General features: G+C 49.1%; 15 protein-coding genes and 1 riboswitch. All 15 genes read right to left on the bottom strand.

Annotation, left to right across the window (positions count from 1 at the left end):
* Position 1: 1 nt before the first annotated feature.
* The gene (gene purH, locus MHB72_RS03700; protein ID WP_020450442.1) at positions 2-1,540 is read right to left on the bottom strand and encodes a bifunctional phosphoribosylaminoimidazolecarboxamide formyltransferase/IMP cyclohydrolase; all 1,539 of its coding nucleotides are present in this window, start codon (positions 1,538-1,540) and stop codon (positions 2-4) included.
* Positions 1,537-2,124 (bottom strand): phosphoribosylglycinamide formyltransferase, encoded by a 588-nt coding sequence (gene purN, locus MHB72_RS03695; protein ID WP_020450441.1) that lies wholly within the window; start codon positions 2,122-2,124, stop codon positions 1,537-1,539. The genes purH and purN overlap by 4 nt, the downstream gene beginning before the upstream one ends.
* Positions 2,121-3,161, bottom strand: a complete 1,041-nt coding sequence (purM, locus tag MHB72_RS03690; RefSeq protein WP_101561728.1) for a phosphoribosylformylglycinamidine cyclo-ligase — start codon at positions 3,159-3,161, stop codon at positions 2,121-2,123. The genes purN and purM overlap by 4 nt, the downstream gene beginning before the upstream one ends.
* Positions 3,162-3,285: 124 nt before the next feature.
* Positions 3,286-4,716 carry an amidophosphoribosyltransferase gene (gene purF / locus MHB72_RS03685; protein ID WP_023855588.1) on the bottom strand — a complete coding sequence of 477 codons (1,431 nt, stop codon included), beginning with the start codon at positions 4,714-4,716 and terminating at the stop codon, positions 3,286-3,288.
* Entirely contained in the window at positions 4,692-6,920 is a 2,229-nt protein-coding gene (gene purL / locus MHB72_RS03680) for a phosphoribosylformylglycinamidine synthase subunit PurL (protein WP_020450438.1), read from the bottom strand. The genes purF and purL overlap by 25 nt, the downstream gene beginning before the upstream one ends.
* Complete coding sequence (gene purQ, locus MHB72_RS03675; RefSeq protein ID WP_043054147.1) at positions 6,904-7,587, bottom strand: phosphoribosylformylglycinamidine synthase subunit PurQ; 684 nt, start codon at positions 7,585-7,587, stop codon at positions 6,904-6,906. The genes purL and purQ overlap by 17 nt, the downstream gene beginning before the upstream one ends.
* The gene (gene purS, locus MHB72_RS03670) at positions 7,584-7,838 is read right to left on the bottom strand and encodes a phosphoribosylformylglycinamidine synthase subunit PurS (RefSeq protein ID WP_003179532.1); all 255 of its coding nucleotides are present in this window, start codon (positions 7,836-7,838) and stop codon (positions 7,584-7,586) included. The genes purQ and purS overlap by 4 nt, the downstream gene beginning before the upstream one ends.
* A 1-nt stretch (position 7,839) precedes the next feature.
* A complete protein-coding gene (purC, locus tag MHB72_RS03665) occupies positions 7,840-8,556 on the bottom strand; it encodes a phosphoribosylaminoimidazolesuccinocarboxamide synthase (protein WP_035337053.1) in 717 nt (238 codons plus the stop codon).
* Positions 8,557-8,630: 74 nt separating this feature from the next.
* Positions 8,631-9,926, bottom strand: coding sequence for an adenylosuccinate lyase (gene purB / locus MHB72_RS03660; protein WP_020450435.1), 1,296 nt, complete (start codon positions 9,924-9,926; stop codon positions 8,631-8,633).
* Entirely contained in the window at positions 9,923-11,065 is a 1,143-nt protein-coding gene (gene purK / locus MHB72_RS03655; protein WP_080131558.1) for a 5-(carboxyamino)imidazole ribonucleotide synthase, read from the bottom strand. The genes purB and purK overlap by 4 nt, the downstream gene beginning before the upstream one ends.
* Complete coding sequence (purE, locus tag MHB72_RS03650; RefSeq protein ID WP_020450433.1) at positions 11,058-11,546, bottom strand: 5-(carboxyamino)imidazole ribonucleotide mutase; 489 nt, start codon at positions 11,544-11,546, stop codon at positions 11,058-11,060. The genes purK and purE overlap by 8 nt, the downstream gene beginning before the upstream one ends.
* A gap of 136 nt (positions 11,547-11,682) precedes the next feature.
* A riboswitch (purine riboswitch) is annotated at positions 11,683-11,785 on the bottom strand.
* 78 nt (positions 11,786-11,863) lie between these two features.
* A complete protein-coding gene (locus MHB72_RS03645; RefSeq protein ID WP_020450432.1) occupies positions 11,864-12,061 on the bottom strand; it encodes an NETI motif-containing protein in 198 nt (65 codons plus the stop codon).
* Positions 12,061-12,648, bottom strand: a complete 588-nt coding sequence (locus MHB72_RS03640; protein WP_370510518.1) for a DUF2179 domain-containing protein — start codon at positions 12,646-12,648, stop codon at positions 12,061-12,063. The genes MHB72_RS03645 and MHB72_RS03640 overlap by 1 nt, the downstream gene beginning before the upstream one ends.
* Positions 12,649-12,801: 153 nt before the next feature.
* Positions 12,802-12,990, bottom strand: a complete 189-nt coding sequence (locus MHB72_RS03635; RefSeq protein WP_020450431.1) for a hypothetical protein — start codon at positions 12,988-12,990, stop codon at positions 12,802-12,804.
* Between the two features lie 108 nt (positions 12,991-13,098).
* Complete coding sequence (locus tag MHB72_RS03630) at positions 13,099-13,854, bottom strand: hypothetical protein (protein ID WP_020450430.1); 756 nt, start codon at positions 13,852-13,854, stop codon at positions 13,099-13,101.
* Positions 13,855-14,047: the final 193 nt, after the last annotated feature.

Below are 14,047 nucleotides of genomic sequence, written 5' to 3'. Positions count from 1 at the left end.
CTTAATGTTTGAAATGGCGGATTCCGGTGAACACCATCGCGATCCCGTATTCATCCGCTTTTTGAATCGAATCTTCATCACGAACCGATCCGCCCGGCTGAATGATCGCCGTCACACCGGCTTTAGCCGCTTCTTCGACCGTATCAGGCATCGGGAAGAACGCATCTGATCCGAGCGCGCTTCCTTTCGCTTTCCCGCCGGCTTGCTCAATTGCGATTTTCGCGGAGCCGACTCGGTTCATTTGTCCAGCGCCGACGCCGATCGTCATATCGTCTTTTGCCAGGACAATCGCATTCGATTTGACATGCTTCACAACTTTCCAAGCGAGCTTCAAGTCAGCCCATTCCTGTTCGGTCGGCTCTCTTTTCGTCGGAATTGTGATGTCGGCGTCGTCAAAACCGTGCATATCCAGATCCTGAATCAAAAGCCCGCCTTGAACAGATGTCAGCTGCTTTTCGTTTTTCACAGGCTGATTGACATCAAGGGTCAAGAGGCGAAGGTTTTTCTTGGATGTTAAAATATCAAGCGCTTCTTGGCTGAATGCTGGCGCGATGATGATTTCCAAAAAGATTTTGTGAAGCGTTTCAGCCGTCGCTTTATCCACTTCCCGGTTCAAAGCGATGATGCCGCCGAAAATTGACGTTTCGTCAGCGGCGTATGCTTTGTTAAACGCCTCTTCGATCGTGTTGCCCGTCCCGACGCCGCAAGGGTTCATATGCTTGACGGCAACCGCAGCCGGCTCCGTGAACTCGCGGACGATTTGAAGTGCTGCATCCGCGTCTTTGATATTGTTGTAAGAGAGCTCTTTTCCGTGCAGCTGTTCAGCTGAAGCGATTGACCCTTTGACAGGGAGCGCACTTTGATAAAAGACTGCTTCCTGATGCGGATTTTCGCCGTAGCGGAGCGATTGCTTTTTCTCAAAAGTGACGGTGAACTGTTCAGGCTCTTTTTCGCCGGTTACCTTTGTTAAATAGTCAGCGATCAACGCGTCATACGCTGCCGTGTGGCGGAACACCTTCGCTGCCAACTCGCGTTTTTTCTCAAGAGAGACGCTGCCGTTTTCTTTCAAGTCGTTCAGTACAGGGCTGTAGTCGCGGGGATCGACGATGACCGCCACGTCCTGGTGGTTTTTCGCTGCTGCGCGAAGCATGCCTGGACCGCCGATGTCGATATTCTCAATCGCTTCTTCGAATGTGACGTCTTCTTTAGAAACCGTTTCTTTAAACGGATATAAATTAACAACGACAAGGTCGATCGGCTGAATTCCCTGTTCATTGAGCTGCGCCATGTGTTTTTCGTTGCCGCGGACGGCAAGAAGCCCGCCGTGAATATTCGGATGAAGGGTTTTCAGACGGCCGTCCATGATTTCGGGAAAGCCCGTCACTTCAGAAATGCCGATGACGTCAACGCCGTTTTCCTGAAGAAGTTTGCTTGTGCCGCCTGTTGAAATCACTTCTACGCCAAGCTCTGTCAATTCTTTTACAAAAGGGACAATGTTCGTTTTATCTGATACGCTGATTAATGCGCGTTTGATCGTCATTCCTTTTCACCTCTGCCATTTAGTTCAAGAAGCTCTTTGATTACTTCGGGATAAAGCTCATGCTCCAATTTGTGTATCTTTTCTTCAAGAGACGCGAGTGTTTCGCTTTTTTCAAGCTCAACGGCGCGCTGGGCGATAATCGGACCGGTGTCCATGCCTTCGTCAACATAGTGAACCGTGATGCCCGCCACTTTCACACCCGCTCTGTACGCCTGTCCGATCGCGTCGATGCCGGGAAACGCCGGCAGGAGCGACGGATGGATGTTGATGATTTTATTCCGGTAAGCCGACAGAAGCGTATCGCCGATCAGTCTCATGTACCCCGCCAGGACAATCCATTCTGCTCCGTGGAGGCGGAGCTGTTCAACGATCACTTGTTCAAAAGCTGCTTTATTTTCGAACGATTTCGGCTGGAATGCGAACGATGGAATTCCGGCTTTTTCCGCTCTTTCAAGCACTTTCGCATCGGGCTTGTCACAGACGACAAGGACGATTTCGGCATCCCAGTTCTCTTCTCTCATTCTTCTTGCGATCGCTTCAAAGTTCGTTCCGCTTCCTGATGCAAATACCGCGAATTTTCTCATGAAAGACCGGCACCGCCAAACTCAACGCCGCTTCCGGCTTTCACTCTGCCGATGAGATAGGCTTTTTCACCGTTGTTTTCGAGCGTTTGAATCACGTCTGTCATATCCTCTTCTTTCACCGCAAGGACAAACCCGATTCCCATATTGAAAACATTGAACATTTCCTCGGACTTCAGGCCGCCTTTCTCCTGAATGAACGGAAAGACAGGAGGGACGGGCCAGGAGCCGATGTCGATTTCAACACCGAGACCATCAGGCATCATGCGCGGCAGGTTTTCAATAAAACCGCCGCCGGTCACGTGCGCCATGCCTGCGATTTTACCTGATTTCACCGCTTCAAGGACAGGCTTGACATAAATTTTCGTCGGCTCTAAAAGCTCTTCGCCAAGAGGCCGTTCAAAAGGTGTATACGTCTCATCAAGGTTCAGACCGGCATCTTCAAGAAGAACTTTACGAACGAGAGAGAAGCCGTTGCTGTGAAGTCCGCTTGAAGAAAGTCCGATTAAAAGGTGCCCTTCGCTGATGTTTTCGCCCGTGACGATGCCATCTTTTTCAGCGGCTCCGACCGAGAACCCGGCAATATCGTATTCATCCTCTGTATAAAGACCCGGCATTTCCGCCGTTTCTCCGCCGACTAGCGCTGATCCTGACTGTACACAGCCTTCTGCGACGCCTTTTACAATTTCTTCAATTTTAACGGGGTCGGCTTTTCCGACCGCAAGGTAATCGAGGAAGAACAGCGGCTCCGCTCCTTGAGCGAGCACATCGTTGACACACATAGCGACGGCATCGATGCCGATCGTGTCATGCTTGTCCATCGCAAAAGCGAGCTTCAGCTTTGTGCCGACACCGTCCGTTCCCGAAATCAGAACCGGCTTTTTGTACGGCAGTTCTGACAGGTCAAACATGCCGCCAAATCCGCCAAGACCGCCCATTGCGCCGATTCGCTTCGTTCTTTCCACATGTTTTTTCATTCGTTTTACGGCTTCATATCCGGCTTCAATATCAACCCCGGCGTTTTTATAGCTTTCAGACAACACAATCCACTCCTTATTCCGCGCTTGTCCATTCGTAATATTCAAAATCAAAAGAGCAGCCGCATCGCTTCTGCTGCCCTTTATTCATTTCAGGAGGCGCGGCGCTTCAAGAGCGCCGGCCGGTTTATTTTGTCAAAACGGCTTCTTTCACGTGAGGAAGAACCGTATCCTGATAAATCTCGGTCGGGTATTTTCCTGTAAAGCAGGCCATGCACTGCCCGCAGTTTTCGTCTTCATACTGTCTTCCGATCCCGGAAAGGAGTCCTTCAATGCTCAAGAATGACAATGTATCGGCGCCGATTTCCTGACGGATTTCTTCCACTGAATGGGAGGACGCGATCAGTTCTTCATGCGTTGATGTGTCAATTCCGTAAAAGCACGGATGGGCAATAGGCGGGGAACTGATTCTGACGTGCACTTCCGTCGCTCCGGCTTCGCGCAGCATCGTCACAATTCTGCGGCTTGTCGTGCCTCTCACGATGGAATCGTCCACCATGACGACGCGCTTGCCTTCAACGACCCCGCGGACGGCTGACAGCTTCATTCTCACGCCCTGCTCCCTGAGCGACTGTGACGGCTGAATGAACGTTCTGCCGACATAGCGGTTTTTAATCAGTCCGAGTTCGTAAGGAATTCCCGTCGCTTCGGCATAGCCGATGGCCGCTGAAATGCTTGAATCCGGAACCCCTGTCACCACATCTGCTTCAATGCCTGATTCTTCAGCAAGCTTTTTACCGAGATTTTTTCTCGCGCTGTGGACATTAATGCCGTTAATATTACTGTCAGGCCTTGAGAAATAAATGTACTCCATGCTGCAGATCGAACGGTTGATGTTGATGGAGAACCGCTCAGACTTCATGCCTTCATCATTGATGATCAGCATCTCGCCCGGTTCTACATCTCGCAAATATGTCGCGCCGACCACATCAAACGCGCACGTTTCAGAAGCGACGACGTACGCGTCGCCGAGCATTGCGACAGATAGCGGTCTGAGTCCGTTCGGATCAAGCGCCACGATCATTTCCTTTTCCGTCATGATCAGGAAAGCATAAGCGCCTTTCAGCATGGAAAGAGCGTTTTTGATCTGATCTTTCAGCTCGAAGTGGCCGCTTCTTTTAATTAAATGGGCGAGCACTTCCGTATCAGAAGACGTTTGAAAAATGCTGCCCTGGTTTTCAAGCTGCTGTTTCAGCTGAGTGGCATTCACTAAGTTTCCATTGTGCGCAAGCGCAAGGCTGCCGTTGTTTTGCGAATGGAAAAGGAACGGCTGGACGTTTTCGAAGCCGCCGCCGCCCGCCGTTGCATAGCGGACATGGCCGATCGCTCCTTTTCCTGTCACCTTTTTGAGCTCGCCGTTTTGAAAAACTTCAGTAATCAGCCCCTGGCCTTTGTGGGCGGACATTTTTTCGCCGTCTGTCGCCACGATGCCGGCACCCTCCTGGCCTCTGTGCTGAAGGCTGTGAAGGCCGTAGTACGTAATTTGCGGTGCTTCTTCATGCCCCCAAATCCCAAATACGCCGCATTCTTCATTTAAGCCTTTGATTTCAGCAAGCATGGGATAGCTCCTTTCCATGCGCTTTCGAGCTCTTCTATCTGCGCATGAATCCATTGTTGTCCTTCCTGGCTTTGAACAGACAGCGCGCTGTCTGACGTTACTTCGCCGATGAGCTCGGCGTCTTTGACAAGCTTTTCGAACGCTTCTTGATGCTCTTTTTTCACAGAGACGATAAACCGTGATTGTGTTTCGCTGAATAACAATGCAGATTCGCCTGCAAGCGTTACATTGGCGCCGAGTCCTTGAGAAGATATGACGCTTTCCGCCAGCGCCACGCCGATGCCGCCTTCTGAGACGTCATGCGCGGACTGCACGAGCCCTGTGCGGATCGCTTTCAGAAGCGCTTTTTGACGCGCTTGTTCGACTTCCAAGTCGATGGCAGGCGCTTTGCCGTAAATCTTTCCTTCGGACAGTTTTTGCAGCTCGCTTCCGGCGAACTCAGGGAATGTTTCGCCGATGACATAAATCAAATCGCCCGCTGCTTTAAAGTGCTGGGTCGTAATATGGTCTGTATCTTCGATCAGTCCGACCATTCCGATGACAGGCGTCGGGTAGATCGCGCTTCCGTTTGATTCGTTGTAAAGAGAGACGTTTCCACCGATGACCGGTGTGCTGAGCACGTTGCACGCCTCGCTGATCCCGTCTGCCGCTTTTTCGATCTGCCAGAAAATCTCCGGCTTTTCCGGATTCCCAAAGTTGAGGTTATCCGTAACGGCAAGCGGTTCTGCTCCGGAGCAGACGATATTGCGGGCCGCTTCAGCGACAGCGATTTTCCCGCCTTTTTCCGGATCGAGGTACAAGTAGCGGGCATTGCAGTCCGTTGTCATGGCAAGCGCCTTTTTCGTGCCGCGAATCCGCAGGACGGCTGCATCAGAGCCCGGTGCGACAACTGTGTTCGTCCTGACCATGTAGTCATATTGGTCATAAACCCATTCTTTGCTCGCAATAGTCGGCTGCTTTAACAGCTCGAGAAGCGTTTCTTTCGCATCTTCGACTTTTGGTGCAGGAACGTCTGTTTCAAGGAACTCTTTATAATAAGCCGGAACTTTTGACGGCTTATGGTAAACCGGCGCTTCCTCTGCAAGCGCATCAACCGGAAGATCGGCAACCATTTCCCCGTTGTGGAAAAGGCGCAGCATCTTGTCGTCTGTCACGTGACCGACAGCCACAGCTTCAAGATCATACTTGTCAAAAATATCGATGATCTCTTGTTCGCGACCGCGTTCGATGACTAAAAGCATGCGCTCCTGAGATTCGGAAAGCATCATTTCGTACGGCGTCATCCCTGTTTCGCGCTGCGGGATCAAGTCAAGGTTCATCTCGATGCCCGATCCGGCTTTGGATGCCATTTCCGCGCTTGAACTTGTCAGTCCTGCCGCACCCATGTCCTGAATACCGACCAAGGCGTCTGATTTGATGACTTCCAGACACGCTTCAAGAAGCAGCTTTTCCATGAATGGATCGCCGACTTGCACAGCCGAGCGTTTTTCTTCTGATTGGTCAGACATTTCCTCTGAGGCGAACGTGGCGCCGTGGATGCCGTCGCGCCCCGTTTTCGCACCGACGTACATGACCGTATTGCCGACGCCTTTCGCCTGCCCTTTTTTAATATCTTCATGGTTGATCAAACCGACACACATCGCGTTGACAAGCGGATTGCCTTCATAGCAGCTGTCAAACTGAACTTCACCGCCTACGGTCGGAATGCCGATGCAGTTTCCGTATCCGGCAATGCCCGCGACTACTTCTTCAAACAAGTACTTCACACGCGGTGAAGTGAGTTCACCAAACCGGAGAGAGTTCAAAACAGCGATCGGACGCGCGCCCATTGAAAAGACGTCGCGGATGATGCCGCCCACACCTGTTGCAGCTCCCTGATAAGGCTCAATCGCTGACGGATGGTTATGCGATTCGATTTTGAAGACAACCGCCTGATTGTCGCCGATATCGACGATTCCTGCGCCTTCCCCCGGCCCTTGCAGGACGCGTTCGCCTTTTGTCGGGAACTTTTTCAGGATCGGCTTGGAATTTTTGTAGCTGCAGTGCTCTGACCACATGACCGAAAAAATCCCGATTTCCGTATAGTTTGGAAGCCTTCCGAGAATCGATTCAATCATGGCAAACTCGTCATCGCTGACACCCATTTGCTGATAGAGCTTCTCTTCCTTAATTTGTTCTTGACTTGGTTCAAGCAGTAGCGACATGAGTTTCCCTCCAATTTTTCACGATAGATTGAAACAGTTTAAGACCGTCGGCGCTTCCGAGCAGAGAATCGACTGCGCGTTCAGGGTGAGGCATCATGCCTAATACATTGCCTTTTTCATTGACGACGCCTGCAATGCCGGCGACGCTTCCGTTGATATCCGTTCCGTATGTGAAAGCGATTTGGTTATTTTCTTGTAATCCGGCAAGCGTTTCTTCATCACAGTAGAAGTTTCCTTCGCCGTGCGCGACCGGAATCGTGATGGATTCGCCTTTGCTGTAGGAAGATGTAAAAATCGTTTCATTGTTTTGGACGACAAGTTCAACCGGACGGCAAATAAATTTCAAATCTTTGTTGCGTCTCATCGCGCCCGGCAAAAGACCGAGCTCCTGCAAAATTTGAAAGCCGTTGCAGACGCCGAGCACCGGCTTTCCTTCTTTAGCCGCTTTTTTGACGGCCGGCATAATGTTTGCGAAGCGAGCGATCGCGCCGCATCTTAAATAATCCCCATATGAGAATCCCCCCGGAATGAGGATGCCGTCATATTCATCAAGACTTGTTTCTGTATGCCAGACGTATTCAGCTTCTTCGCCAAGCTCATCCTTGATCGCGTGGAACATATCGATATCGCAGTTTGAGCCCGGCAGCACAATCACCGCAAATTTCACTGTGCGACAACCTCCTCGACTTCGTATCTGTAATCTTCAATCACCGTGTTGGCCAAAAGTTTTTCGCACATTTCTTTGACGAGAACGTCAAGGTCTCGGTCCGATTTTTCGATGGTGAGCTCCATGTATTTGCCGATGCGGACGTCCTGAACTTCTTTGTAGGACATGCTGTGCAAAGCATGCTGAACGGCGCTCCCCTGAGGATCTAAAACACTCTCTTTTAAGCTGACATACACTTTCACTTTGTACATATTACATGCCTCCAAGTCTTTTGAATATTTCTTCGTATGCATCCGTCAATCCGCCCAGGTTTCTTCTGAACACATCTTTATCAAGCTTTTCATTCGTTTCTTTATCCCACAGCCGGCACGTATCCGGGGAAATCTCATCGGCCAGCAGGACCTCGCCGTCTTTATCGCGCCCGAACTCAAGCTTGAAATCTATCAATCTGACACCGCAAGCCGCGAAAATCGTCTGCAGCTCTTCGTTTACCTGTCTCGTAATCGATTTGATTTTCTCCACCTGTTCAGGCTCAGCCGCGTTTAAAATCCGGATATGGTCTTCTGTGATCAGTGGATCGCCGAGCGCGTCATCCTTGTAGTAAAACTCGATAATCGGCTGCTCCAGCTCCGTGCCTTCCGAAATGCCGAGCCGTTTGGACATGCTTCCCGCAACGACATTGCGGACAACGACTTCAAGCGGGATGATCGTCACTTTTTTAATGAGCTGCTCCGTTTCTGAAATTCGTTCAACAAAGTGGTTGTTGATTCCCTTCTCGTGAAGCCTTGTGAAAATCAGGCTGGAAATTTCGTTATTTAAACGGCCTTTTCCATCAATCTCGGCTTTTTTTTCTCCGTTAAAAGCCGTCGCCGAGTCTTTGTATTCGACAAACAACGTGTTGTCATCATCCGTCAGGTATATCTTTTTCGCTTTTCCTTCATATAAAAGTTCATTTTTCACAATATTCACAGAAGGCCTCCTAACCCGAATGTTGGAAATATTTCATCTTTTAGACCCCCGCCTGTTAAAGCGGGCGGTCGATTCTACGCTAAGCCTAAACGTTCAAAAATGTAGTCGACGTTTTTCAAGTGGTAATTGTAATCAAAGCAGTCGTTAATTTGTTCCGGAGACAGTCGGGACGTAATTTTTTCCTCAGCCTCGACAAGCTGGCGGAACGGCACTTGTTTCTCCCATGCTTCCATCGCTTTCGGCTGAACGGTGTCATACGCTTCTTCACGCGCCATGCCTGTATCAATGAGAGCGAGAAGAACGCGCTGAGAGTAGATCAATCCGAGTGTACGGTCCATGTTGCGCTTCATGTTTTCAGGGAACACGGTCAAGTTTTTCACAATGTTGCCAAAGCGGTTCAGCATGTAGTTCAGCGCGATCGTCGCATCAGGCAGAATGATGCGCTCTGCTGATGAATGCGAAATGTCGCGTTCATGCCAAAGCGGTACATTTTCATAGGCGGTCAGCATGTAGCCGCGGATGACGCGCGCCATTCCCGTCATGTTTTCCGAACCGATCGGATTGCGTTTATGCGGCATGGCAGAAGAACCTTTTTGGCCTTTTGCGAAAAATTCTTCGACTTCGCGGGTTTCGCTTTTTTGGAGGCCGCGGATCTCAACGGCGAATTTCTCGATGCTTGTCGCAACTAGCGCCAGTGCAGCCATATAATCGGCGTGGCGGTCGCGCTGCAGCGTCTGTGTTGAAATCGGCGCCGGTTTTAAGCCGAGCTTCTCACATACGTACTGCTCGACGAATGGATCGATGTTCGCGTACGTTCCGACGGCGCCTGAAATTTTACCGACTTCGATGCCTTCTTTCGCCTGCTTGAAGCGTTCCAGGTTGCGCTTCATTTCTTCATACCAAAGGGCGAGCTTCAAGCCGAATGTCGTCGGTTCTGCATGCACGCCGTGTGTGCGTCCCATCATGACCGTATATTTATGTTCCTTTGCTTTTTCTTTCAAGATGTCAACAAATCTCTCAATGTCCTTGAGCAAAATATCGTTCGCCTGTTTTAATAGATAGGAAAGAGCGGTATCGACCACATCTGTTGATGTCAGTCCGTAGTGCACCCATTTTTTCTCTTCGCCAAGCGTTTCCGATACGGCGCGGGTAAATGCGACGACATCGTGGCGCGTGTCCTGCTCGATTTCAAAGATGCGGTTGATGTCAAACGACGCTTTTTCCCGCAAAACCTTCACATCTTCTTTCGGAATGACGCCGAGCTCAGCCCAAGCTTCACAAGCCAGTATTTCAACCTCCAGCCATGCTTGGAATCTGTTTTCATCCGTCCAAATCGCAGCCATTTCCGGTCTTGAATAACGTTCGATCATTGTTTTCGTCCTCCATCTCTTTCAATCCACTTTTCTGTCATCTTCCCGATCCATTCATTGTCGGGTGTTCTTAAAAATGTGATATGCCCCATTTTGCGGCCCGGTTTGACTTCATGCTTTCCGTATATATAAAGCTTCGCTTCTTTTAATAGTTCGGGATCTTCTTCAGCCATGTACACTTCATCTCCGAGAAGGTTTACCATCATTCCTTCCTTCAGAAGGTCCGTTTTGCCGAGCGGCAGTCCGCAGACAGCACGGATATGCTGTTCAAACTGGCTCGTTTCGCAAAGATCAAGGGTGTAATGGCCAGAATTATGCGGCCGCGGCGCTAGCTCATTGACGAGAAGTTCGCCGTCTTCTTTCAGGAAAAGCTCAACGGCCAGTGTTCCGACAAGCTGAAGTTTTTCGGCAAGCCTGAGGGCAAGTGCTGCCGCTTGTTCCTGAACCGCTTCATCGGCCCGTGCCGGGACGATGCTCTGGAATAAAATATTTTGTTTATGGATGTTCTCTGCCGCCGGAAAAACGGTTGTCTCTCCGTGAACCGATCTCGTCACGATCACGGACAATTCCATTTTGAAAGGAACCCAGCTTTCCAAAATGCATGTGCCGTGCTGTAAAAGTGCTGCGGCTTCCCCGATTTGTGCTTGTTGTTTCAGGACGTACTGCCCTTTTCCGTCATACCCGCCGCGGCAAGTTTTCAGCACCGCCGGAAGACCGAGCTCCGCTACGGATGCTTCCAGTTCCGTCCGGTCGTGAATGATTCGGTACGGGGCGACTTTGCAGCCCGCTGATTCAATCGCTTTTTTCTCGGTTTCCCTGTTTTGCGTAAGGAGCAACAGCTCGCTCCCTTGCGGAAGGTAAGCGTGCTCTTTCAGCCAGTTCAGCGCATCATAATCGATGTTTTCGAATTCATAAGTAATCACATCGCTCGCTTCGGCAAGCTTCCGTATCGCTTCGCGATCATTATAAGCAGCCGTAATTTCAAGGTCTGCGACCTGTCCGCACGGTGATGAAGGGACAGGGTCAACAACAGCGATTTTATAGCCCATTTGTTTGGCCGCGACCGCCATCATTTTGCCAAGCTGTCCGCCTCCGATAATGCCGATTGTCGCTCCCGGAAAAATCGTTTGTTTATACAAGCTGATCACTGCTTTCCAACACGGTTTTTCTGATGCTTTCCCTTCGTTCATCCAATCTTCCGGCAAGCTTTTCGTCAAAAGCTGACAAAATCTGCGCCGCAAGCAGTCCGGCGTTGACCGCTCCCGCTTTGCCGATGGCAACGGTCGCAACGGGTACACCGCCCGGCATTTGAACGATTGAAAGCAACGAATCGAGACCGTTCAGCGCTTTTGACTGAACCGGCACACCGATGACGGGCAGCGTCGTTTTGGCTGCGACCATTCCCGGCAGGTGAGCGGCTCCGCCCGCTCCGGCAATGATGACTTTCAAGCCTCTTTCCCGCGCCGTTTCGGCATATTCGAACATTAAATCAGGCGTCCGATGTGCGGAGACGACCTTTTTTTCGTACGGAATTCCCAGTTCATCGAGGATGCCGCAGGCATGTTTCATCGTTTCCCAGTCAGATGTGCTTCCCATGATAACACCAAGAAGAGGCTGCATATCTTTTTGTCCCACCTTTAGCTGTTATTCTTCGCATATAAAAAGCCCGGCATGTATTGCATTTGTAGGAAGCAACACAAACCGGGCATGGCGCGTGTATCGTCAGTTAGTCCGCTTCTCGCGATCTCCATGTCAGTTTATTGTCCACTTTCCTGCATAGTCCGATGATTTACGGTCATCGGGTAGAGACTTATGGGCCATATTCCCAAGATTATATGAGGATGTGTTTTCATGTCATGTTTATCTTAACAACGGACTGTGATAATGTCAACGACATTATCGAACGATAGTATATTTTGTTGTTCTAATGTTCGGGTTTAGAGTAATTTACCTTCGAATATAATTTTTCTTCCGCACGGAACAACCTGAATCGTTCCATTTTCCTTTGTTTCTTTGAAGACCGGCTCCTCCATTCGACGCACCGGTGTATAGCCTTCTTCCTGCATCTTCGTCAACACGGATTCGATCGTTTCGCCTTCCGTTACTTCAAAGCGCTTTTTTTTCGGCTTTGTCATTATTCTTTAATTCTCCTTTTCTTTACGGCTTTCACCCAGAATCCGCCGTGTATCGTCTTCGGTTCATAGGAAATGATAAATGCTTTTGAATCGATTGATTTAATCGTTTCGTACAGCTGCAGTTCGTATTTTCTCGGCGTCAAAATCTGCATCGCCGTTCTGTCTCCCTCAAGTCCGCCGACGACCCAGTGGGTGACGCCGTAGCCTTTTTCCCTGAGCTGTTTCGGCAAATCCAAATCAAGCTCTTTCGTAATGGCGTTAACGGTAATATAGCCCAAAGCGAGCTTTTCTTCAATTTTCGTGCCGACGATGATTCCGATTCCAAATCCGACCGCGTAAGCAATCACGTTTTGGATTTGATTTAAATTATCTAGAACGAGCCCCAGCCCGACGACGTAGACAAGCATTTCGATTGTCCCGATAAAAGCGGCGAGATACCGCTGGCCTTTAAGAGTCAGTATCATTCGAAGGGTTAAAAACGTTACGTATATAATATTGATAACCAGAATAATTCCAACCATGATCACACCATTCAATAGTGCTGAGTGAAGCAATTGAAATCCCTCCTTTAGATGCAAAGCAATCATATTCTACTAGAGAAATTCTCCATACACAATCCTGTAATGGCCCTGCTTCACCACAAAATTTTTCGACATTGCTCACTCCCATCAGTTTACCCTTTTTCTACCGGTTTCAAAGCATTGAAACGCAATTAAAAAAGACGTTCAAATGAACGTCTTTCAGAGCTGGTGCTTATGATCCCGCTGACGATCTCCAACGGATTCGCTCAGTTTGCGGTGCTCCTTTTCCAAATCGCTCAGCGTATATGACGAGAGGTCTTTCAAATTGTCCAGCCGCCCTGATTTTGCAAGCTGCCTGATTAAATACTCCTTTTTTTGTTTTACAGCTTTTCGAAGAAAGTTAGCCATCGATCACTCCCCCATCTTATTGGTTAAAATATATATTATTCTTATGAGTCAACTCAGAATTAATGCGGAGAAAAAACCGGTTCTTCAAGAAGAACCGGCAATATCTCCTTAAACAGGAATAAGCGACGACAACAAGTATCCGCCTACCAGCTTCCATGTTGCCGCAACGAATACCAATTCAAGCAAAAAGACGGTAAACACACAGTACATCAGGTCAAACCGCGCTTTTTCGCTTTTTTCATAAATCGATTGAATCAGCGTAAAAGTCCCGAATGTCAATCCCATAAAGATGACGATCGAGAGAATCACCGTCGCGGCCGTGAAGTTGATAATCGCGAATATCATCCACAAAGCGGCGGGGACGATAAACGGAACCAATAGAGAACCGTACTTTGCCGTGATATCGAAAAATGAAACTTTATACCTGAGCATAAAATTCGATACAACCCAGCTCGATGCTGCCATCCAAAACATGAAAGCCATGCAATAGATAAACACAACCAAAAACACTTCCAGGAACGGCACTGACACGCCGAACCCGAGAATTCTCCCCCTGCCCGCAAGCAGCTGATAAAAGTTGCCGAGCGAAAAGAAAACGGCTAAAAGCGTCATTGAAATAACGGAATACTTAAAATAAGACCGGTCAAAATCAAGTGCGCTGCGCACCGGGGATTTTAAAATATCGAGCACAAAGCTGAAATAGCGGAACAAAGCGGCAATCACGCTCTCCATCACCGATTTGACTTTCGCCGCAGACGGATTCGTCTCCTTGCTTTTCTTCGCTTTTTTCCGGGAATTCCTCGACATCCTCGAAGCAGGTTCTTCTATATCATCTTCATTTCGTTTGTGATGTTCTTCAATCATATAAGCAACTCCTATTCTATTCAAAAGCTTTACATAAATGAAAAGCACTTTTATAAATTACATAAGCTGTGTGAAACAGTCAAGACAAACCTCTTTTTATCATAGATGCGGCAGCCCTTATATATGACGAAAAACGAAGGCGGAAGGTTCCGTTTTTAATGATTTGAAAATAAAAAAGGCTTGTCCAAATGAA

Source organism: Bacillus sp. FSL K6-1284 (assembly GCF_038002625.1).
GTDB lineage: Bacteria > Bacillota > Bacilli > Bacillales > Bacillaceae > Bacillus > Bacillus paralicheniformis.
Note: the sequence above shows the minus strand (reverse complement) of the source record. Positions and strands in the feature narration are given on the sequence as shown.

Coding starts and splice junctions, on each gene's coding strand:
- MHB72_RS03645 (WP_020450432.1), bottom strand. CDS start 12,061: ATGACAAAGCCGAAAAAAAAGCGCTTTGAAGTAACGGAAGGCGAAACG.
- MHB72_RS03630 (WP_020450430.1), bottom strand. CDS start 13,854: ATGATTGAAGAACATCACAAACGAAATGAAGATGATATAGAAGAACCT.
- purH (WP_020450442.1), bottom strand. CDS start 1,540: ATGACGATCAAACGCGCATTAATCAGCGTATCAGATAAAACGAACATT.
- purE (WP_020450433.1), bottom strand. CDS start 11,546: ATGCAGCCTCTTCTTGGTGTTATCATGGGAAGCACATCTGACTGGGAA.
- purS (WP_003179532.1), bottom strand. CDS start 7,838: ATGTACAAAGTGAAAGTGTATGTCAGCTTAAAAGAGAGTGTTTTAGAT.
- purB (WP_020450435.1), bottom strand. CDS start 9,926: ATGATCGAACGTTATTCAAGACCGGAAATGGCTGCGATTTGGACGGAT.
- purF (WP_023855588.1), bottom strand. CDS start 4,716: ATGCTTGCTGAAATCAAAGGCTTAAATGAAGAATGCGGCGTATTTGGG.
- purN (WP_020450441.1), bottom strand. CDS start 2,124: ATGAGAAAATTCGCGGTATTTGCATCAGGAAGCGGAACGAACTTTGAA.
- purL (WP_020450438.1), bottom strand. CDS start 6,920: ATGTCGCTACTGCTTGAACCAAGTCAAGAACAAATTAAGGAAGAGAAG.
- MHB72_RS03635 (WP_020450431.1), bottom strand. CDS start 12,990: ATGGCTAACTTTCTTCGAAAAGCTGTAAAACAAAAAAAGGAGTATTTA.
- MHB72_RS03640 (WP_370510518.1), bottom strand. CDS start 12,648: ATGATTGCTTTGCATCTAAAGGAGGGATTTCAATTGCTTCACTCAGCA.